Raw genomic sequence first — 19877 nt, 5'->3', positions numbered from 1 at the left:
AGCTCGGCCTGGGTTTGGCCGGGCAAGGTCCGCAACGCGGCGAGCGTGCGTGCCACGGTTCGCGGGCCCGGCGAGAATTTGAAGACACGACCTAGGCCAAGTCCTCGATGAAGGCCGCTAGTTGGGCGAGGTTGCGGCATTCGACCATCGGCACGATCCGGTCGTACGTCGAGGACGCCGAGTCGCCGGTGTCCCAGTCACGGCGCGGCTCCGGGTTCAGCCAGTGCGCGCGCCGGGCGGTGTCGGCCAGCTTGGCCAGGGCCGGCAGGGCCAGTTGGCCGTAGTTGGAGCGCGCGTCGCCGAGGATGAGCAGCGCGGTCTTGGAGCCGACCACGTCCGGGTAGCGCTCGGCGAACAGTTCGAACGCGCGGCCGTAGTTGGTGCGCCCGCTCACCCACACGAGGTCCGCCTCGGAGGTCATGCGCTTCATCGCGTCGGCGACGTCCACGCCCGGCGCGAAGTAGCCGGTGACCTCGTCGAGGTTGTCGATGAAGGCGAAGACCCGGACCTTGCTGAACTGCTCGCGCAGGGCGTACGCCAGCAGCAGCGTGAAGTGCGCGAAGGACGACACGGAGTCGCTCACGTCGCACAGCACCACCAGCTCGGGTTTGTGCGGCCGCCGCGGGCGGTGGTACGTACGCACCGGCACGCCGCCCGTCGACAGCGACGCCCGCACGGTCCGCCGGAAGTCCAGCCGCCCGCGCCGCCCCGCCTTGTGCTTGACCGCCAGCCTGGTGGCCAGCCGCCGCGCCAACGGATGGACGGCGCGCCGCAGTTCGGCCAGGTCCGCGCGCGTCGCACGCAGGATGTCGATGTTCTCCAGAGGCGGCCGCACCGCGACCTTGGCGACGCGCTCGACGGAGGTGTCCTCGGCCAGCCGCCGCCGGACCTCCGCGGTGATCATGTCCTGGAGGGCCGTGAGGCGGTCCTCCAGGGTGCGCCGCGCGGTGCGCTCGGCCAGCCCGCCGCGCTCCTGGCCGGCCAGCACCGCGCGCAGCAGCCCGGCCATGAGGGTGCGCGGGTCGAGGGCAGCACCGACGGTGTACGCCGACCAGGTCTGCCGCGGCGCCCCCGCCGGCGACCTCCCGTACGCCGCCACCGCCTCCCGCACCAGTTGCCGCATCCCGGCCTCGTCGCCGTCCAGCAGCAGGTCGAACAACCGCTCGCGCATCTCGTCGGCCACCGGGTCGGGCGGACGCGGTCCGCCGCGCGGGCGCTCGGGCCGCTCGGGCGGCGGCCCCGCCGCGCCGTCCCCGATCGCGGCCGGGAACCACAGGTCGAAGAGCGTGTCGAAGGTGGCCCGGTGGGTGGGCCGTTTGACGAGGGTCGCGGCGTACGCGGCCCGCATCGCCTGCCGGTCGACCAGGTCCAACACCGTCAACGCCCGTGCGGCGTCCAGGCCTTCGGCCAGCGAGACGGGGAGCCCGGCGCCGCGCAGGGCGTCCAGGAAGCCCACGTGCCGTTCCAGGAGCGCCATGCCGCTAGCCCAGCCCGGCGATGGGAAGGCCCAGCTCCTTGGCCGCGCGGTTCTGGTCCGACACGTGCTTGAGGACCACGCCGAGGGTACGCGCGATGGCGTCCTCGTCGAGCGTGTCGGCCTGGAGCGCGAGCAGGGTCCGGGCCCAGTCGAGCGTCTCGGCGATCGACGGCGATTTCTTGAGGTCGAGCGCACGCAGCGTCGCCACGGTGCGCACCAGCTGCTCGGCCAGCGCCTCGGTGATGCCCGGGACCTGGGCGAGCACGATTTCGCGCTCGCGCTCCGGGGTCGGGTAGTCGAGGTAGAGGTACAGGCAGCGGCGCTTGAGCGCCTCGGACAGCTCGCGGGTGGCGTTGGAGGTCAGCACCACGAAGGGCCGGCGGATCGCGCTCACCGTGCCCAGCTCGGGGATCGTGACCTGGTAGTCGGAGAGCACCTCGAGGAGCAGGCCCTCGACCTCGACGTCGGTCTTGTCCGTCTCGTCGATCAGCAGGACGGTCGGCTCGGTGCGGCGGATCGCGGTCAGCAGCGGCCGGGCGAGCAGGAACTCGTCGGAGAAGATGTCGTCGTGCGTGTCGGACCAGTCCTGGCCCTCAGGGGTGGCCTGGATGCGCAGCAGCTGCTTGCGGTAGTTCCACTCGTAGAGCGCGCGGCCCTCGTCGAGCCCTTCGTAGCACTGGAGGCGTACCAGGTCGGCGCCGGTCGCCGCCGCGACGGCCTTGGCCAGCTCGGTCTTGCCCACCCCCGCCGGGCCCTCGACCAGCAACGGCTTGCCGAGGGCGTCGGCCAGGAAGACGGTGGTGGCGATGTGCCCGTCGGCCAGGTACTCGCCCTCGGCCAGGCGGCTCCGCACATCCTCCGGAGAGGCGAACAAGGACGTCACGGCGGCTCCCTCGGCCTGCGGTTTCACCCGGCAAGTGCACTTGACTTGGTCAAATGATACTGCCCGGGCCGCGGCTACCGGAGGGCCGCCGTGCGCAGCTCCACAAGGAGCGCCTCGACCCGCCCGCTGTCGGGCCGCTCGGGCAGTACCGAATCGACCGCGTCGAGCGCCGCGATCTCCTTGTCGAACAGCGCCGAGAACGCCTCGGGGTCACGGGCCGCGAGTTCGCCGGCGGCGAAGAGTTCGTCGCGCCGCGCCGACATGTCGATGGTCAGGCGGCCGGTCGTGAGCAGCCCGTGCGCCTGGCGCAGCAGCCGCATGCAATGCCGCCCGTGCTTGGCCGTGCGGCGCGCGGTGTCCGCCGAGAAGCCCTCCTTGCCGGCCTCGTGGCGCGACAGGAGCTTGCGGGACTGCTGGAGCGCGTAGCCGCCGTACGCGCCGCGCACGCACGGTGTCGACAGGAACGCCTCGCGGATCGCGATCAGCTCGCGGCCGGCATCCGTGGCGACGACATAGGAGTCCAGCCACAGCAGTTCGCTCACCGTCGGGTTGCCCTTGAGCGCGAGCGTGGCGAACTTGTACAGCTCGTGCATGGTGACGTCCGGGTGCGTGGTGACGCGGGAACCGGTCAGCACGCTCGGCCCGCTCAGCCCGAACACCTCCGCGGGCGCGGCGATGTAGACGCCGAGCCGGTCCTCGTCGGAGCCCTCGGTCGCCAGGCCGTATGCCGTCGACCCCACCACGCCCACCAGCAGTTCCCCGGTCATGCGCACGAGTATCGGGCACGGTACGCGCGGCGGCGTACGGGTTTTGCGCGGTGCGCGCGGTGCGGCCTCGCGTCGACTCGGTGCGGCCCCGGCAATCGGTACAGGACCCGGCGATCGGTACGGGACCCGGCGATCAGTGCCGTGCCGGCCTCAGCGGTTGGCGGCGGCCACGATCATGAGCGTGCCGAAGATCACCGCGAAGCCGAGCACGTAGACCGACAGTCGGATCCACATGCCGTTCTCGCGGCTCTTCTCGGACTCGGAGTTGGCCATGGGGGCGTCCTTTCCTGCGGCGGCACGTGTCGGTCAGTGGGGTGGTGCCGACGGCACGCACGCGGTGAAGGCGACCATCGCGGGCGCCGCGTGGACCATGAGGAACTCGACCGGCACGTGGTCGTCGGCGGACTCCATGACATGCGGCATCGCGGAGTCGAAGTGCGCGACGTCGCCGGGCGCGAGCAGGTGCGTCGTGCCGTCGAGGGTCAGCCGGAGCTGGCCCTTGAGCACGTGCAGCCACTCCTCCCCCGGGTGCACGCGGGCCGGGCCGGTCGCGCGGCCCGGGGGCACGCGTACCCGCAGCGCCTGCATGCCGCGCCGCGGGCTGCCGGCCCGCCAGTACGTCCAGCCGTGCGCGCGGAACGGCTCCGCGTTCTTCGCACGGATGACCGTCTCCTCGCCGCCGGCGCGTTCGCCGAGCAGGATCGACACGGTCGTGGCGTACACCCGCGCAAGGGTGAGGAGGGCGGGCAGCGACGGCTGGCGCCGCTCGTTCTCGAGGCGGGAGAGATAAGCGATCGACAGGCCGCTGACTCCGGCGGCATCCTCGAGCGTCAGCCCGTGGCCGAGCCGGGCCTGCTTCAGACGTTCGCCGAGGCCCGGCGCCGCGGTCTCGGAGACCGGTTCGGCCGGGGGCTGCGACACGGACGTTGTTCCGGGCATACCATCACGCTAACCACGTGTCTACCACGCTGGCAATTTTCTTGCCCAGGAGGCAAAACCCGATGGACATAGCCCTGCTTCAGGCGCAGTCGCAGCTCATCATCAGACAGAACTTCCGCCTGATGGTGAACCAGTACGTCGTGCACCTCGTCAACCCGGACGGGACGCACGGCCAGGTCGTCGCCTACGCCCAGCAGAAGCGCGGCAAGCTCAAGGAAGAGGTCATCCTCTACACGGACGACTCGAAGCAGTACGAGCTCGCCCGCTTCAAGGCCCGCCAGATGCTCGACATCCATGCGCAGCACGACGTCACCGCCGTCGACGGTACTCCGCTGGGCATGTTCTCCAAGAACGTGAAGAAGTCGTTCATCCGCTCGACGTGGCACCTGGAGCGGCCGGGCGCCGAGCGCTCGACCGGCCAGGAGCGCAGCCTCTTCGGTGCGATCCTGCGGCGCGTGTGGGGCTTCATCCCGTACGTCGGCGCGTTCCTGCCCGCCCCGACGTACCACTTCGACTTCGTGGGCGACGACACGCAGACCCCGATGCTGCACATCGAGCGCCAGATGAAGCTGCGGGACCAGTACTTCGTGACGTTCACCGACCCGACGCTGGACCGCCGCCTCGGGCTGTGCGTCGCGGTCGCGATGGACGCCATCCAGAACCGCTGACCGCGGCCGTCTCCGGGCGCGAAGCCGCCTCCACCGGTCCTCGGACCGAAGCCGTACGGGCCCGCCGCATCCCCGCGGCGGGCCCGTACGGCTGCTGCCGCGCGCGACGCGTCGGCGCCGCGCGTCAGACCGTCTCGTCCTCCGGTACCAGCACGGGCGTGTCCACCCGCAGCACCTCGCCGCGGAAGAACCGCGGCGACCGCCGGGCGGTGACCTCCATGAAGACCACGCCGAGCAGCAGCACGCCGACGCCGATGACGAACACGCTGCCGATGCCGAGCACCGAGCTTCCGCTGCCGTAGTCGGGGCTCCACGCGTCGATCAGCGTCTTGACGAAGATGGCGCTCAGCATCAGGCCGCCTACCAGCGGCATGAGCCCCTTGATGAACAGCTCGCGCGCGGACCGGCGCAGGTCCTTGCGGAAGTAACGCACCGACGAGAACGCGGTCAGCGCGTAGTAGAAGCAGATCATGAGGCCCAGCGCGGCGATCGTGTCCTCCAGGACCGACGTGCTGACCAGCGTCATGACCGTGTAGAACGCGCCGGTGACGATGCCCGCCGCGATGGTCGCGAAGCCGGGGGTCTTGAAGCGCGGGTGCACGCGCGCGAAGGCGGCCGGCAGGGCCTCGTACGTCGCCATCGCCAGGGCGGTGCGGGCCACCGGGATGAACGTCGTCTGGAGGCTCGCGACCGAGCTGGCGAGCACGGCGATGAACAGCAGGATGCCGAGCCCGGAGCCCAGCACCGGGTCGGCGAGCTTCGCGAAGATGTTCTCGTCGTCGGTGTTGAGGCCGAGCCCGGTGTCGCCGACGCCCGCGACCATGAGCGTCGCGATGCCGGTCATCAGGTACGCGCACACGATCACGACGAGCGTCACCATCGCGGCCCGGCCGGGCACCTTGGGGCCGCCCGCGGTCTCCTCGTTCATGGTCAGCGCGGTGTCCCAGCCCCAGTACATGAAGATGGACAGCGACAGGCCCGCGGTCAGCGCCGCGAAGTTGTCGATCCCGAACGGGTTGAGCCACTCGAAGGAGAACGACAGCGACGTGTCGAAGTCGCCTTGCTGCGCCTTGGTGATGGCCATGACGATGAAGAGCGCGAGGACCGCGAGCTGCAGCGCGACCAGGATGTACTGCACGCGCTTGGTGACCGTCATGCCGCGGTAGCTGATCGCGGTGGCGACGGCGATGAAGAGCATGCAGGTCGGGATGTGGATGGCCTTGTTGTCGTCCCAGCCCGCAACCCAGTCGCTGTCGAACAGCTTGCCGAGGGTCAGGTAGAAGAACGACGTGCCGATGCCCGCGAGGTTGGACAGCACGATGATGGTGGCCATCACCAGGCCCCATCCGCACATCCAGCCGACGCGTGGGCCGAACGCCTTGACGGTCCAGGTGAACGACGTCCCCGCGTCCGGCACGACCTTGCTGAGCTCGCGGTAGGCGAAGGCCACCAGCAGCATCGGGATGAACCCGATGAGGAAGATCGCCGGCAGGTGTGTGCCGACCTCGCGCACGGTGGGCCCGAGAGCGCCCGTGAGCGTGTAGACCGGGGCCACCGTGGAGATCGCGACGACGACGCTGCCGGCGAGGCCGATGGCGTTGGGGCTGAGGCCCTTGTCCTTGATGTCCGCTTCACGCTGGTAGTGGAGCTCGCCCGGGCCGCGGGGTCCGTCGCCGTGCCGACGGCTGTTCTGGTCTGTCACAAGCGAACAGACTAAATCAGGATTGACGGACTATTGACCGCCACGCCTGTGGTTCCAAGGACAAACCGGGACAGCAGCTTTCGGGTCGGAGCCGCGAATCCCGGCCTACGTCCCATGGATGAGCAGGTCCTCGGGTCGGATCGGGAGGTACGTCACAGGCCGTCGGACAACCTCCCGACGGCCGTCCGCCGGCCGCCCGGGACCGCCGACACGAGCGGCAGGCGCGGCCGAGGCGGTCGCGGTCCGGGCGGCACCTCGGAGCCCGCACGGCGGGCTTCACGTGGCGTGCGGTAAGCCGTACAGTGCCCCCACAGCTGGCACTGCGTGCCAGTTTCAATCCGCGTCCAGGGGGTCCGTCCATGCCGCTCAACGCCGAACTCGGCGCGTTCTTCGCGTCCATACCGCTGCCGCGCTACGAGGGCGAACCGGCCGCGTTCCGCGAGAAGATGGACGCCGGCATGGCGATGCGGCCCGTCATGACCGAGGTCCCACGCATCGAGGACCGCACCGTCCCGGGCCCGGAGGGCGCGCCCGACCTGGCGGTGCGCGTCTACGCGCCGAGCACCGAACCCGGCCTGCCGGTCACGGTCTTCTACCACGGCGGCGGGTTCTGCATCGGCAGCATCGCGAGCCACGACCCGGTCGCGCGCAAGATCGCCGCGGCCGCGGAGTGCGTGGTGGTGTCCGTGGAGTACCGGCTCGCGCCCGAGCACCCGTATCCGGCGGCGCACGAGGACGCGTACGCCGCGTACGCCTGGGTGCGCGAGCACGCCGCGGAACTCGGCGGTGACCCGGACCGCGTCGCGGTCGCCGGCGACAGCGCGGGCGGCTCGCTGGCCGCGGCGGTCTGCCTGATGGCGCGCGACCGCGGCATCGCGCAGCCGACCTTCCAGCTCCTGTGGTACCCGGGCACCGGCCTCGACGCCGGGGCGCACGCGACCAAGCCGAACGACCCGCTGCTCCCGGCGGCCGCGCTGGCCTGGTTCGGCGAGCACTACTTCGCGAAGCTCACCGACGAGCAGCGCCGGGAGTACGGGGCCGTCGGCCTCGCCGCCGACCTGTCCGGCCTGGCCCCGGCGCACATCGTGGTCGCGGGCGAGGATCCGCTGCACACCGAGGGGGTCGCGTACGCCGAGCGGCTGCGCGCGGCCGGTGTGCCCACCGGGCTGGACGACCACGAGGACCTGAGCCACGGCTTCCTCAGCTTCGCCGACTTCGTGCCGCCGTGCGCCGACGCCGCGGCCAGTTCGTACGCGGCGTTGCGCGACGCCCTCGCCAAGGGCTGAGGACCGCCTGGGGGGCGCGTGACGGACGCGCGTCGGACGTACCCGGACGTCAGACCGGATCGGCACGTGTGAGGGCGATCACCGCGACGTCGTCACACGTGCCCTCCGCGTAGTCCGCGAGGTCGTCGCGCACGAACGCGGCCAATACGCCCGGGTCCACCCGGTCGCGGCCCCCGAACCGCACCGACAGCCGCTCCTCGATCGGGTAGAAGGCGCCCTGCGGACCGCGCGCTTCGCTCACCCCGTCGGTGTGCAGGACCAGCACGTCGCCCGGCTCCAGCGGGTGGGTGGTCGCCCCGGTGGCCGCGTCCGCGAGCGCGCCGAGGCCCAGCGGTACGCCGGGGCGCGTCGCGAGCCTGGTCACCCGGCCCCGGCTGAGCAGGATCGGCGCCGGGTGCCCGCGGTCGACGACGCGCACCTCGCGGCTGTCGGGCGGCAGCTCCAGCAGCAGCGCGGTGACGAACAGTTCGGTGTCCGGCGCGAAGTCCGCCGCGGCGTGCGGCCCGGCCGCGGTGTCCCGGACGAGTCGGCGTTCCATGTGGTCGGCGAGTTCCGCGAGGTCGGCTATGCCGTGCGCGGCGTCCCGGAAGCTGCCGAGGACCGTGCCGACGTGCTGGATCGCGGGCAGGCCCTTGCCGCGCACGTCCCCTATCACGACGCGCACGCCGAACGGAGTCTCCACCAGGTCGTAGAGGTCGCCGCCGACCAGCGCGCGGCGGTCGGCGGCCTCGTAGTACCCGGCCGCGCGCACCGGCCCGAGCCGCGGCGGGACCGGGCGCAGGAGCATGAGCTGCAGCGCCTCGGCGACCGAGTGAGCCTGCACCAGGCTGCGGGCGTCGCGCCGCCGCTGCCGGGCGAGTTCGACGCTGATCGCGCCGATGATGGCGGTGGCGATGTAGAGCCCTACATGGTGGAGTTCGTCGAAGTGGTCGTAGCGCCACGCGAAGAGCACCTCGAGGGCCAAGGCCAGCACGACCAGCCCGGCGACGGTCCGCGCCGGACGGGTGAAGGCGGCCAGCACCGGCACCGCGATCAGCAGGAATCCCGACGCGAACTTGGTCGGCAGGGCGAGCTCGAACGCGACGTCGACGAGGATGACGGCGAACGGAGCCCACCACACCCACCGCGCGGTGGGCGGCGTCGCCGGGGTGCCGAGCCGACCGGCCACGGGCGGGTCGGGGGTCGGCTTGGTGCTCACTCACCTCACGATATAGGGATTTGTCCCTTTGTCGTCGCGGAGCGTGTCCGGCCGCGGCCGCGGAGCGCGTCCGGCTCGCTCCGCCGTCGCCCGCGTCGTGGGCCGGTCACCCCGCGTCGCGCCTCGGTAGGACCAGCAGCTCGCCGGTTCCGGGCCGGGGCAGCACGTCGACGGGGTGGCCGTACAGCTCGGACAGCGTAGGCGCGGTGCACACCTGCTCGGGCGCGCCGCAGGCCACCAGCCGGCCGCGCGCGAGCAGGGCGATGCGGTCGGCATACGCGGCGGCCAGGTTGAGGTCGTGCAGCACGACCAGGACGGCGTCGCCGCGCCGGGCCCGGGCGCGCGCGAGCCGCAGCACGTCCTCGGTGTGCCGCAGGTCCAGGGCCGCGGTCGGCTCGTCCAGGAACAGCAGCGGGGCGCGCTGCGCGAGTACGCGGGCCAGCGTCACCCTCGCCTGCTCGCCGCCGGACAGCGAGGGGAAGACCCGCTCGGCGAGGTGCGCGGTGTCGGTCTCCGCCAGGCACCGCGCCACGATCTCGTCGTCGCTCTCGTCGCCCGGCATGCCCGGGTACGGGGCGCGTCCCATGCGGACCACCTCGTCGACCGTGAACGGGAACGCCAGCGCCGTGCTCTGCGGCATGACCGCCCGGTGCCGTGCCAGGTCGCGGGCGCCCAGCTCCCCGATCGGGCGGCCGCCGACCAGCACCTCGCCGCCGGTCGGGTGCAGGTCGCCGGTCAGCAGGCCGAGCAGGGTCGACTTGCCGGCGCCGTTGGGGCCGAGCACCGCGACCAGTTCCCCCGGGTGCACCTCCAGCGAGATGCCGTCGACCAGCTTGGTGCCGCCGTCGACCGCGTACGTCACGTCCCGCGCGGCGATCGCGGCCGTGCCCGGTGCGATCTCGACGGCGGGGCAGTCCCGCCCCGTCATCGCGGTGAACCTGTTGCGCACCCCGACGAGCAGACTCATGCCCAACCCCTTTGCCTGGAACGGGTACGACGCAGCAACCACAGGAAGAACGGCGCGCCGAGCAGCGCCGTCAGGACACCGAGCGGCACCTCGGCGGGCAGCGCGACGGTCCGCGCCGCGAGGTCGGCCGCGACCGTGACGATCGCGCCGAGCAGGGCACTGGCCGGCAGCAGCAGCGCGTGCCGCGGTCCGGCGACGAGGCGGATCAGGTGCGGCACGACGAGGCCGATGAAGCCGACCACCCCGGCCGCGGCGACCGCCGCGCCGACCAGCATCGCGGTCAGCACGACCACGACGAGGCGGACGCGCTCGGTGTCGACGCCGAGGTGCCGCGCGCCGCGCTCGCCGAGCGAGAGGAGGTCGAGCGCGCGGGCGTACCGGGGCAGCACGAGCAGGCCGAGGAGGGCGAACGGGACCAGGGCCCAGATGACGTCCCAGTTGGCGCCGCCCAGGCTGCCGAGGTTCCAGAAGCTGATGCTGCGCAGCTCGGCGTCGTCCGCGATGAAGGTCAGCAGGCCGATCCCCGCGCCGGCGAGGGCGTTGACGGCGACGCCGGTGAGGATGAGCGTGACGACCTCGGTACGGCCGTTGGATCGGGACAGCAGGTAGACGGTCAGCGTGGTGATGAGCCCGCCGAGGAACGCGAACCCGGTGACGGTCCAGGTGCCGAAGGTCGAGACGCCGAGCACGATCGCGCCGACGGCGCCTAGCGCGGCCCCCGACGAGACGCCGATGACCGCCGGTTCGGCGAGCGGGTTGCCGAACACCCCCTGCATCGCGGCACCCGCGCAGCCGAGGCAGACGCCGACGAGGATGCCGAGTACGACGCGCGGGAACCGGATCGCCCACAGGACCGAGTGGTTCCGGTCGGAGACGGTGCCGACGTCGAAGCCCATCTTGTGCAGCAGCGAGGCGATCACCTCGGAGGCCGGGATGCGCACCGCGCCGGTCCCGGCCGCGAACACGCAGGTGACCAGGAGGAGAAGGAAGAGCCCGGGGATCAGCCACCGCCCGTGCCACCGCACGTGGGCGGAAGGCGCATCGGGTGTCAAAGCAGAACCCGGTGTCAAAGCCGAAGCCGAACCCGGTGCCGAACCTGGTGCCGAAGCCGAACCGGGCACGGCGGACGAACTTGCCGCGGAACCGGCCGACTTCGTCGGCGCCGGGTCCGGACTCCGGGTGGCGAAGGCCGAGGTGTCATGGCCGGTCGTCGGACGGCCCTCCCGGGACGGCGCCGAGGAGTCGGGCCCGGCGCCGGCAACGGGCGCCCCGCATACGGCGGTTCGCGGCTCGCCGACCGTCACCACCGGTGCCGCTCGCGGGCCCTTCACCTCCTCGCCACCGATCGCGAGGAGGACCGCGGCGGAGGGGACGGCCGGCACGGCCGGCGCGTTCACGGGCGTGGTAGTGCCGACGGCGTCCGCCGCAGACGTCCCCGCCGCCGGTCCCGCCGGTGTGTCGTCGCGGCCTGTGTGCTGCTGGAGGCTCATCGCCCGCCCCTCCCCCGGTCGTTCTTCCGTGTCCTCGCGGCGGATCAGCCGTGCAGGGCGGTGACGAGCTTGTCGAGCGCCTGGCCGGTGCGCGGGCCGAGGTTGCCGAGCTCGGCGTCGTCCATCACGACCAGCTTCTTGTTCGCACCGGCCGGGGTCTGCCCGACGCCGGGGAGCTTGAAGACGCCCTCGGGCCCGCCGACCGACTCGACGCCCTTGGTGAACGCCAGGATGAAGTCCGGCTTCGCGGTGACCATCGCCTCGGGAGTGAGCGGCTTGAAGCCGGTGACGCCGGCCTCGACGCCCGCGTCCACCGCGTTGGCGGCCTCGATCATGATGTCGCCGCGCGAGTCGCGGCCGCCGAGCTGCGGCGGCATCTCGCTGCCGCGCATGTAGAGGAACGCGACGCGCGGCTTGCCGGTGGACGCGGCGGCCTTGGCCTGGGCGGCGGCGATCTCCGCGTTCGTCTTCGCCGCGACCTCCTTGCCCTTGGCCGGGACGCCGAGTGCCTTCGCGACCGCTTCGATGCGGACCGCGGCGTCCGAGAGCTCGGCGCCCTTCGGGACGATCACGACCGGCGTGCCGGCCGACTTGAGCTGCTCGATCACGGCGGCCGGACCGGCGTCCGGCGTCGCGACGACCACCGACGGGTTCAGCGCGATGATGCCCTCGGCGTTCAGTGAGCGCTGGTAGCCGATCTTCGGCTTGTCCTTGGCCTCAGGCAGGATCGAGCCCGAGGTGTCGACGCCGACGACGTTGTCGGCGAGACCCAGCGCGAAGACGATCTCGGCGACGTCGCCGTTGAGCGGCACGATGCGGTTCGCGTCCTTCACCGTCACCTTGCCGCCGCCCACCGAGTCGACGGTGACCGGGAGTTGCGGCTTGGCCGGGTCGCCGGCGGCCGGCGCGCTCGCGCCGGCGGCAGCCGCGCTGTCGGGCTTGGTGCCCGCGTCGTCATCGGAGTCGCTGCCGCAGGCGGTCGCGAACGCGGTGACGGACAAGACGACTGCCGCCAGGCGCAGGGAATTGCGCATGCGCATGAGTGGTCGACCCCTTCGAGGACGTGGCGCCGGCGAGTAGGTCATCGCTACGTTCGGCCGCGGACTTAGGCAAGCCTTTCCTTGCCACTGGCCAGACCTTAGAAGTAAGGATGACCTAACTTCAAGCCCTCAAGGGGTGCAGAAGTTCACCCGGGACGGATTCGTCAACCCACTCTCTGTCGATCCGTCAGGTCCGGGTCACCGCCGCATCACGCCTTGTCGCCGCGGAACTCCCTACTGAAGCTTCGGATTTCGGCGGCGCTGAAGTTCTCGTGGTCCTCGCCGTAGGCGGTGACCCCGTCGAACGTCCACGAGGTGAGGCAGTTGACGGTGAACAGGTTGGGGTTGAGGAAGAAGCCGAGGCGGTTCTCCGTCCGCCCGTCGGCGTGCAGCTCGCGCCCGAGCTCGTCGACGCCCTCCAACACGACACGTGTCGCCCAGCCGGTCACGTCGTCGCGCTCGACGACCTCGCGGCGCCCCTTGGCGAGTTTGGCCCACACGCCGTCGCGCAGCACGTAGCCGTGGATGGCCACGCACCCGCTGCCGAAGTCCATCGTGATCGCGTGGAAGGCGTCGCGGTCGGAGGCCGTCGCGTAGCTGTAGCCGCCGCGCCGCGCGGGCGAGGTCATCAGGCCCTGGCCGAACTGCGAGCGCACGCCCCACGAACGGTCGCGGAAGCCGTACGAGTCGACCGGGATCACCTCGCCGCGCAGCACGATCGTGCCCTCGTAGCGGCCGGGCTGGTCCACGTGCTTGTCGCCGAGGTAGTGCGGCGGGAGCACGCCGGTGAAGGTGAGGTCGACGGAGATCTCGTCGCCCCCGTCGGGGTCGTCGTAGCGGACCTGGTAGACCTTCTGGGGTTCCACACACCGGTACGCGATGCCGTTCGGCAGCGTGATGTCGGTGAGCGGCTGGTCCGGGATCGGCATGTGCCAGAAGTTCTTGGCGTACAGCGCGTCGTGGATGTACCGGCCTGTTTCGTCCCAGAAGTAGGCGCCGCCCGCGGCAACCCCCTGGTTCGCCCGGAAGAAGGGGTAGAGCTGGCCCGACAATTTGCGCTCGGGAACCGTGAACGTGAACCAGCACGTCTCGGTCCAGTACGGGTCGTCGCTCGTCGGCGGATGGAACTCGTCGTCAGGGTGCGTCGTCGTCATAGCGCACTCAGTACTACGACTACTTGTCAAGGTCAACCAAAAGCACTGTGCAGGGCGGAGCGAGTGTGGAGACGATGTCGCTGCAAGAGGTGTGGGATCGAGTCGTCGGCACCCAGCCCGACCCACCCCGGTGGCTCGTCGCCGCGACCGGCATCGCCGCGATCCTCGCGGTGCTCTACCGGCCCGTGTGGCGCCCGCTGCGGACGGTGGTCACCATCGCGCACGAGGGCGGCCACGCCCTCGCGGCACTGCTGACCGGCCGCCGCCTCACCGGCATCCGCCTGCACTCCGACACGTCCGGCGTGACGGTCTCGGTCGGCAAGCCCACCGGCTTCGGCATGGTGCTGACCGCGTTCGCCGGGTACGTGACGCCGTCGTTCCTCGGCGCCGGCGGCGCGGCGCTGCTCGTCAACGGCCACATCACCATGACCCTGTGGGTCACGCTGCTGTGGCTCGCGCTGATGCTGCTGATGATCCGCAACCTCTACGGTGCGTTCGCGCTCATCGTCGTCGGCGGCGTCGTGTTCGCGGTGTCGTGGCTCGCCAAACCGGACGTGCAGGCCGGATTCGCGTACCTGCTGGTGTGGTTCCTGCTGGCGGCCGGCATCCGGCCGGTCATCGAGCTCCAGCAGTTGCGCCGACGGCGCCAGGCCCAGTGGTCCGACGCCGACCAGTTGGCGACGCTGACCAGGATTCCCGGTGCCGTGTGGGTCGGGCTGTTCGCCCTGTTGTCGGCCACCGCGTTCGGCACCGCCGCGGGCTGGCTGCTCGCCTGACGCGCGGCGGGCACCGCCGGGTGCGGCGCGGTTCCGGCAGCGCGCGTACGACGTAGGGCCCGCCACCCGGGAAACCCGGGTGGCGGACCCTACGCGCTTGCGGGCGGCCGTCGCAGCCGCGGTCGATTCCGCGGTCGGCTTCGCGGCGGGGCGACGGCGTTTTGCCGGTGGGTCAGACGACGTCGTCGAGCTTGGCCAGCACGCCATCGTAGATCTTGCGCAGGCCGGACGGTGCGAACGTTTTCTCGAAGAAGCCGCCGACGCCGCCCGCGCCCTGCCAGCGCGTGTTGACGTTGACCCGGCTGCGGCCCTCCCCCGCGGGGGCCACGGTCCAGGTGGTCACCATCGTGGAGTTGCGGTCGGTCTCCACGAGCGTGAGGTCGGCGGGCTGCGTCACGTCGAACAGGCACTCGCGCGAACGCTTCTTGGTGGCCTGGAGCTTCCAGTGCACGACGGTGCCCGCGCCCTGGCCGCCCTCGCGAACCTCGTAGTCGGAGAAGTGCTCGGTCAACAGCTTCGGACGGGTCGCGGCGTAGTCGACGAGCGCCGCGAAGACCGCCTCCGGCTCACCCTCGACGTCGCGCGAAGCATCCGCGTTGACCTGCCCCATGACCACTCCTCGAACTCGGACGAACGCCCGGCCGCGGCGCGGCGCGGGCTCTTGGTGGCGAACAGCAAACCACCTCGGTCCGTCCGGGTCCGAATCCCGTCCCGGTTCAGCTCGTCGGCGGCTGCACCTTGGGGGTGTAGCGGTCGAGTTCCGGGATGACCTCTTTGCCGAGGATCTCGATGGTCTTGAGGATGTCCTGGTGATCGAGGTAGCCCCACTGCACGTAGCAGATCAGCTCGTCGACGCCGAGGTCCGCGTACCGCTTCATCTTCTTGACGCAGGTGTCCACGTCGCCGATGACGATCATGTCGGCGGCGTCGAACGTCTCGACCGGCACCTCGCCCTCGAACAGCGGCTTGAGGAGCGGGAAGGTCTTGTCCCGCTCCTCCTTGCCCAGGTGCGGAAGCTCCCATTCGAGCGTGAACATCGCGAGGTTCTTGTACCACCACGCCACCGAGTCCCAGACCTTCTGCGACACCTGCTTGCTGCCCGTGGTGTGCACGAGGGTGTACGCCGCGACCTTGTTCGTCGTCACGTCCGTCAGCGGCGTCGCGGTCTCCGCGGCCTTGCGGTACGCGGCCACCTGCGCGGCCATCGTCTCCAGCGGCTGCATGATCGAGAACGACAGCATGCCGAGCCCGTTGGACCCGGCGACCTCCGCCGAGCCCTGCGACGTCGCGGCCATCCACGCGGGCGGATGCGGGTCCTGGAACGGCTTGGGCGTCACCATGCGGCGCGGGAACCGGAAGCGCTCCGACTCGTACTCGAAGTACTCCTCGCGCCACATGCCGCACACGATCTCGATCGCCTCGCGCCAGTCGTCGCGCGACTTGGCGATGTCCACGCCGAACGCGGTCTGCTCCATCGGCGTCGAGCGCCCGGTCCCCCACTCGACGCGGCCGTTCGACAGGATGTCGACCGTCGCGACCTTCTCCGCGATGCGCTGCGGCGGCGTGAACCCGAACGGCGTGAGGGTGACGCCGAAGCCCATCCGGATCTGCTCGGTCAGCCCCGCGAGATGGCCGAGGAACACCTCGGACGCCGGCATGTGCGAGCGCCCCTCGCGGAAGTGGTGCTCCACCGCCCAGATCGTGTTGAAGCCCATCCGGTCGGCCAGTCGGATCTGCTCGACCGCCTCGCGGTACGCCCGCTGCTCCTCCCGCCGCTGGCCGTAGGGGTGATCCCCGTGCCAGGGCCGGGGGACGTCGACCTCGTACAACACGTCGAGCTTCATGTGACGCTCCACTTTTTGATATTCTGAAAACTGATTCGAAATCCGATAATGAGTTTGGCGCGATGTCGCCCAGGTCACAAGGGGGCCGCCATGGTTCGTCCCGCGCTCGCCGCCAGCCGGGCGATCGAGATCCTCAACTTCTTCGCGGCGCATCCCGGCGGCGCGTTCACGCTCTCGGAACTGTCGGCGTCCCTGGGCATCAACCTCGCCTCGGCGCTGTCGGTGCTCCAGTCGCTGGAGGACGCCGGGTACCTGGTGCGGCACCCGCGGCGCAAGACGTACGAACTGGGCCCGTCGCTGGTCGCGGTCGGCGACGCGGCGCTGCGCAGCAACCGGGCCGTCGACCTGGCCCGCGGCGAAATGCGGCCGCTGGCCGAGGAGTTCAGCACCGAGGCGATCATCAGCGTGTCGGTGGGCGACGAGTTGGTGATCCTCGCGGTGGAGGGGCGCCCGCAACTGTCGTCCGCCGACGTACGCGTGGGCCAGCGCATGCCGCTGGTACCACCGCTCGGCCAGGTGTTCTTCGCGTGGTCGCCGCCCCACGAGGTGGACGCGTGGCTGGGCCGCCTCGACCGGCGCATGCAGGCCACCGCCCGCATCCACCTGCCGGTCACCCTCGCGGCGGTGCGCGAGCGGGGGTACTCCATCACGGTCGAGAGCCCGACGCGCACCGAGATCGGCGCCACCCTGGAACGCCTCGCCGACCGCCCGCGCGAGGCACCGAGGTTGCGCGACCGCCTGGCCGAACTGGCGGCGGCGCTGGGCGAGGAGGACTACGAGCTGGTGGGGGTGGAGGCCGAGGCGACGTACGACATCACCACCATCGTGGCGCCGGTCTTCGACGCCCGGGGACAGGTCGCCCTCGCCATGACGCTGAACGGCCTGCGCCAGGTCACGGGCCGTCAGGTCACCGCCCACGGCGACCGGTTGGCGGCCACCGCACGCCTCGTCACCAAGCAGACCGGCGGACGGACACCGGACACGTACTTCGAGTGACGCGCGGCGCCGGGAACCCGACCGATCCGGCATAGCTCCTTCCGTACGCCGTCCGGCGCCCGCACGCTGCTTCCGGGACGGGGCCGCATGGCCCCGGAGAGGAGCACACGGTGGACCCCGCGATCACGCCCCGAACACCGCACTCCGCAACCGACTCCGCAACCCGCGCACCCGACCGAGCGCGCGAACAGGCCCCCGACCGCCGGCGGCACGGTGGGGCGCGCGGACGAGTGGCGGGCGCCGCCGCGGCCGCGCTGTTCGCGGTGGGCGCGTCCGGCGCCTTCGCTCCCGCGCACGCCGCACCCGGACTGCCGGACATCGGTCCGAGCGCCACCGGATTCGGCGCGCAGTGCGTCCAGGCGTTCTATTACTCCGTCGGGTTCAGCGACTTCTACCCGGACGCCGTCTACGGGCCCGAGACCACCGCCGACACCAAGCGCTTCGAGCGGCTGCTCGGGTTGCCGCAGGACGGCGTCGTGGATCCGTTCGTCGGCAGCGTGATGCACACCGTCATCGACCTCGGGTCCGGCGAGGGCGCCTGGAAGTCGGTCGGATGCTGGTACGAAGTCCCGTCCTTCTGGTAGCCCCGCGCATTCCGGCCAGTGGCCGCGGGATCGCGCCAAGCCCCCATATGCGACGGCCTGTTCAGCCCGTAGGCTCGATGCCCATGACAACGGGGGCAAAGCCTGCGGGATGGTACGAGGACCCACACGGGTACACGGGCACCGCGCGGTGGTGGGACGGCTCTGCGTGGACCGACGAGACGCGGCCCATCGGGGCCGAAGGCGAAGGGGTCGCGTCCGTCGGCGACGGGTCGACGCCCGCCGACGGAGCGCCCGCGGGATCCGCTGATGCGCCGTCAACTCCGGTGCCGTCCACGCCTGTTCCGGCCGACACGGGCCCGGTCGGCTCAGGTCCGGCCGCCCCGGCTCCGACCGCCGCCCCCGATTCCGTGTGGCCTGCCGCCGCGGCCTTGGCGTCCTCGGAACCCGCTCCGGCACCGCCTCCGCAACGGGTGGTGTTCGAGGTCGTCGATCCGGACCGTCGCAAGAAGCGCATCGGGGCGGCCGTCTCCTTCGGTGTCGTGGCGATCGCCGCGACCGTCTTCGGCTTCCTGTTCGGCGCGTCGGGCGACGACGACGAGAAGTCGCCCGGTGCCGACGCGTCCCCGCCCGTCGCCTCCGGCTCCGCCGACCCGTCCGGCGGCCCCGCCGCCTCGAACGCGGTCCCCGCCCCCGGGGCGACTCCCGCACCCACCGCCCCCGCTGCGGCACCTCCGGTCGCCGTGCCGGCGGATGCCGTCGCCCACTGGGAGCTCGACCAGGGCGCCGCGGACACCGGGGAACGCTTCCACGGCACCACCTCCGGGATCGTCACCTGGTCGCCCGAGCAGTCGGGCAGCGCGTTCTTCGCGGGCGGCGGCTCGATCCAGACGCGCGAGCCCGTCGTCGACACGACCCGGAGCTTCACGATCGCCGCCTGGGCGAAGGTCACCGAGACCAAGGCGCACCAGACGATCGTCGCCCAGGACGGCACCCAGGTCAGCGGCTTCTACCTGCACTACAACAAGGACGCGCGCACATGGGCGTTCGTACGCACGTCGGAAGACGCCGCCAACCCCGCGCAGTGGTACACGGCCGCCGCGTCGCAGCCCGCGAAGATCGGTGCCTGGACCAGCCTGGCCGCGGTGTATGACGCATCCACCGGCCAGATGACGCTGTACGTCGACGGCGTCGCGCAGGGCTCCGCCGTGGCCGCGAAGTCGTGGAAGGCGGCCGGCCCCCTCACGATCGGACGCGCCACGAGCGGCGTCGACCGCCTGAACGGATCGGTGGCCGACGTGCAGGTGTTCGACCGCACCCTGTCCGCCGCGGAAGTGGCCGCCCTCGCCGGCACCCAGCGATAGCGCGGGTGCCGGGCGGGAGTTCAGCCGCTCACGCGTCGCCTTCGACGATGCGTGCGCCTTGGACGTACGCCATGGCCTCGGTGAACACCGGGTCGGACAGCCGGCGGGCGACCTCCTCCTCGGTCACGTCTTCGATGTGGGTCTGGATCCACCAGAGATTGCCGAAGGGGTCGCGTACGCGGCCGACCAGGTCGCCGAAGAACAGGTGGGTGACCTCGGTGACGGAAACGCCGCCCGCCTCGACCGCCGCCGCGTGCACCGCGTGCGCGTCCTCGACGTACAGGCGCAGGAACGCCGGGGTCGGCGCCCAGTCGGGCGGGGCGTCGAAGGCCATGACGATCGCGTCGCCGACGCGGGTCTCGGCGTGCCCGATGCTGCCGTCCGGGCCCACGAACCGGCCGATCTCCTCGGCGCCGAAGGCCTCGGCCATCCACGCCAGCAGTCCGGCGGTGTCCCGCGAAATGATCCACGGGGTGACCGCGGTGTAGCCCTCGGGCTTGTGTGCGACCGGCATGCGAGCGCCTTCCTGACGTAGCCAGTGCTGCTGTCCGAGAACGACAGTAGGCGGCTAATAGGAAAGGTTGATTCCTGATGACCGCCCGTCAGGTCAGCCGGATCGAGTGCGCCGCATCAGGTGCCCCGGATCACGTCCACGTCGGCCACCACAATCGGTCGTGCCAGTCCGTCGTCGGGATCGTGGTGCCGGTGTAGATCGGGTAGAAGTAGAGGAAGTTCCAGGCGATGAGGGCGATGACGGCGACGGCGCCGGCGGTGCCCCAGGCTT

At 71.5% G+C, this 19877-nt stretch carries 20 protein-coding genes and 1 pseudogene; 7 read left to right on the top strand and 14 right to left on the bottom strand.

Annotated elements, in window-relative coordinates; all coding sequences use genetic code 11:
* Positions 1-91 precede the first annotated feature (91 nt).
* The 5 genes from AB0C36_RS37840 to AB0C36_RS37820 form a co-directional block, all read right to left on the bottom strand.
* Positions 92-1477 carry a vWA domain-containing protein gene (locus AB0C36_RS37840; protein WP_358363208.1) on the bottom strand — a complete coding sequence of 462 codons (1386 nt, stop codon included), beginning with the start codon at positions 1475-1477 and terminating at the stop codon, positions 92-94.
* A gap of 4 nt (positions 1478-1481) precedes the next feature.
* Positions 1482-2351, bottom strand: a complete 870-nt coding sequence (locus tag AB0C36_RS37835) for an AAA family ATPase (protein WP_358363212.1) — start codon at positions 2349-2351, stop codon at positions 1482-1484.
* A gap of 83 nt (positions 2352-2434) precedes the next feature.
* Positions 2435-3127 carry a nucleotidyltransferase domain-containing protein gene (locus tag AB0C36_RS37830; RefSeq protein WP_358363207.1) on the bottom strand — a complete coding sequence of 231 codons (693 nt, stop codon included), beginning with the start codon at positions 3125-3127 and terminating at the stop codon, positions 2435-2437.
* Positions 3128-3277: 150 nt separating this feature from the next.
* Positions 3278-3400: a hypothetical protein gene (locus AB0C36_RS37825; RefSeq protein WP_358363205.1), complete on the bottom strand. Its 123-nt coding sequence runs from the start codon at positions 3398-3400 to the stop codon at positions 3278-3280.
* 33 nt (positions 3401-3433) lie between these two features.
* The gene (locus AB0C36_RS37820; protein ID WP_358363203.1) at positions 3434-4066 is read right to left on the bottom strand and encodes a helix-turn-helix domain-containing protein; all 633 of its coding nucleotides are present in this window, start codon (positions 4064-4066) and stop codon (positions 3434-3436) included.
* Positions 4067-4128: 62 nt separating this feature from the next.
* On the opposite strand from AB0C36_RS37820, the gene AB0C36_RS37815 reads away from it, so the two are divergent.
* The gene (locus AB0C36_RS37815; RefSeq protein ID WP_358363201.1) at positions 4129-4734 is read left to right on the top strand and encodes an LURP-one-related/scramblase family protein; all 606 of its coding nucleotides are present in this window, start codon (positions 4129-4131) and stop codon (positions 4732-4734) included.
* Between the two features lie 124 nt (positions 4735-4858).
* Here AB0C36_RS37815 and AB0C36_RS37810 read toward each other — a convergent pair whose 3' ends face one another.
* Positions 4859-6436: an APC family permease gene (locus AB0C36_RS37810; RefSeq protein ID WP_358363199.1), complete on the bottom strand. Its 1578-nt coding sequence runs from the start codon at positions 6434-6436 to the stop codon at positions 4859-4861.
* A gap of 359 nt (positions 6437-6795) precedes the next feature.
* On the opposite strand from AB0C36_RS37810, the gene AB0C36_RS37805 reads away from it, so the two are divergent.
* Entirely contained in the window at positions 6796-7722 is a 927-nt protein-coding gene (locus AB0C36_RS37805; RefSeq protein ID WP_358363198.1) for an alpha/beta hydrolase, read from the top strand.
* Positions 7723-7771: 49 nt separating this feature from the next.
* On the opposite strand, the gene AB0C36_RS37800 is transcribed toward AB0C36_RS37805, so the two are convergent.
* The 5 genes from AB0C36_RS37800 to AB0C36_RS37780 all read right to left on the bottom strand — a co-directional run bounded on the left by AB0C36_RS37800 (position 7772) and on the right by AB0C36_RS37780 (position 13571).
* A complete protein-coding gene (locus tag AB0C36_RS37800; RefSeq protein WP_358363197.1) occupies positions 7772-8920 on the bottom strand; it encodes a PP2C family protein-serine/threonine phosphatase in 1149 nt (382 codons plus the stop codon).
* Between the two features lie 106 nt (positions 8921-9026).
* Entirely contained in the window at positions 9027-9887 is an 861-nt protein-coding gene (locus AB0C36_RS37795; protein WP_358363195.1) for a heme ABC transporter ATP-binding protein, read from the bottom strand.
* Entirely contained in the window at positions 9884-11008 is a 1125-nt protein-coding gene (locus AB0C36_RS37790; protein WP_435839193.1) for a FecCD family ABC transporter permease, read from the bottom strand. The genes AB0C36_RS37795 and AB0C36_RS37790 overlap by 4 nt, the downstream gene beginning before the upstream one ends.
* Positions 11009-11421: 413 nt before the next feature.
* Complete coding sequence (locus AB0C36_RS37785) at positions 11422-12417, bottom strand: heme/hemin ABC transporter substrate-binding protein (protein WP_358363192.1); 996 nt, start codon at positions 12415-12417, stop codon at positions 11422-11424.
* A gap of 209 nt (positions 12418-12626) precedes the next feature.
* Entirely contained in the window at positions 12627-13571 is a 945-nt protein-coding gene (locus tag AB0C36_RS37780; protein WP_358363190.1) for a DUF7064 domain-containing protein, read from the bottom strand.
* 65 nt (positions 13572-13636) lie between these two features.
* Between AB0C36_RS37780 and AB0C36_RS37775 the strand changes: the two genes are divergently transcribed.
* On the top strand, positions 13637-14347 hold the full coding sequence (locus AB0C36_RS37775) for a M50 family metallopeptidase (protein WP_358363188.1): 711 nt from the start codon (positions 13637-13639) through the stop codon (positions 14345-14347).
* A gap of 172 nt (positions 14348-14519) precedes the next feature.
* Here AB0C36_RS37775 and AB0C36_RS37770 read toward each other — a convergent pair whose 3' ends face one another.
* Positions 14520-14957 (bottom strand): SRPBCC family protein, encoded by a 438-nt coding sequence (locus tag AB0C36_RS37770; RefSeq protein ID WP_358363187.1) that lies wholly within the window; start codon positions 14955-14957, stop codon positions 14520-14522.
* 106 nt (positions 14958-15063) lie between these two features.
* The gene (locus AB0C36_RS37765; protein WP_358363186.1) at positions 15064-16191 is read right to left on the bottom strand and encodes an LLM class flavin-dependent oxidoreductase; all 1128 of its coding nucleotides are present in this window, start codon (positions 16189-16191) and stop codon (positions 15064-15066) included.
* Positions 16192-16281: 90 nt separating this feature from the next.
* On the opposite strand from AB0C36_RS37765, the gene AB0C36_RS37760 reads away from it, so the two are divergent.
* From AB0C36_RS37760 to AB0C36_RS37745, 4 genes and pseudogenes are all read left to right on the top strand, one after another.
* Positions 16282-17187: an IclR family transcriptional regulator gene (locus tag AB0C36_RS37760; RefSeq protein WP_358363184.1), complete on the top strand. Its 906-nt coding sequence runs from the start codon at positions 16282-16284 to the stop codon at positions 17185-17187.
* Positions 17188-17297: 110 nt separating this feature from the next.
* Positions 17298-17771: a peptidoglycan-binding domain-containing protein gene (locus tag AB0C36_RS37755; protein ID WP_358363182.1), complete on the top strand. Its 474-nt coding sequence runs from the start codon at positions 17298-17300 to the stop codon at positions 17769-17771.
* Positions 17741-17959, top strand: a pseudogene (locus AB0C36_RS37750) (DUF2510 domain-containing protein); the annotation flags it as partial. The gene AB0C36_RS37755 and the pseudogene AB0C36_RS37750, both read left to right, overlap by 31 nt.
* Before the next feature lie 246 nt (positions 17960-18205).
* A complete protein-coding gene (locus AB0C36_RS37745; protein ID WP_358363210.1) occupies positions 18206-19093 on the top strand; it encodes a LamG domain-containing protein in 888 nt (295 codons plus the stop codon).
* A gap of 28 nt (positions 19094-19121) precedes the next feature.
* Here the strand turns inward: AB0C36_RS37745 and AB0C36_RS37740 are convergent, their stop codons facing one another.
* The gene (locus AB0C36_RS37740; protein ID WP_358363181.1) at positions 19122-19607 is read right to left on the bottom strand and encodes a VOC family protein; all 486 of its coding nucleotides are present in this window, start codon (positions 19605-19607) and stop codon (positions 19122-19124) included.
* Positions 19608-19877 lie beyond the last annotated feature (270 nt).

This window comes from Streptodolium elevatio, assembly GCF_040649515.1.
Classification (GTDB): Bacteria; Actinomycetota; Actinomycetes; order Streptomycetales; family Streptomycetaceae; genus Yinghuangia; species Yinghuangia elevatio.
Note: the sequence above shows the minus strand (reverse complement) of the source record. Positions and strands in the feature narration are given on the sequence as shown.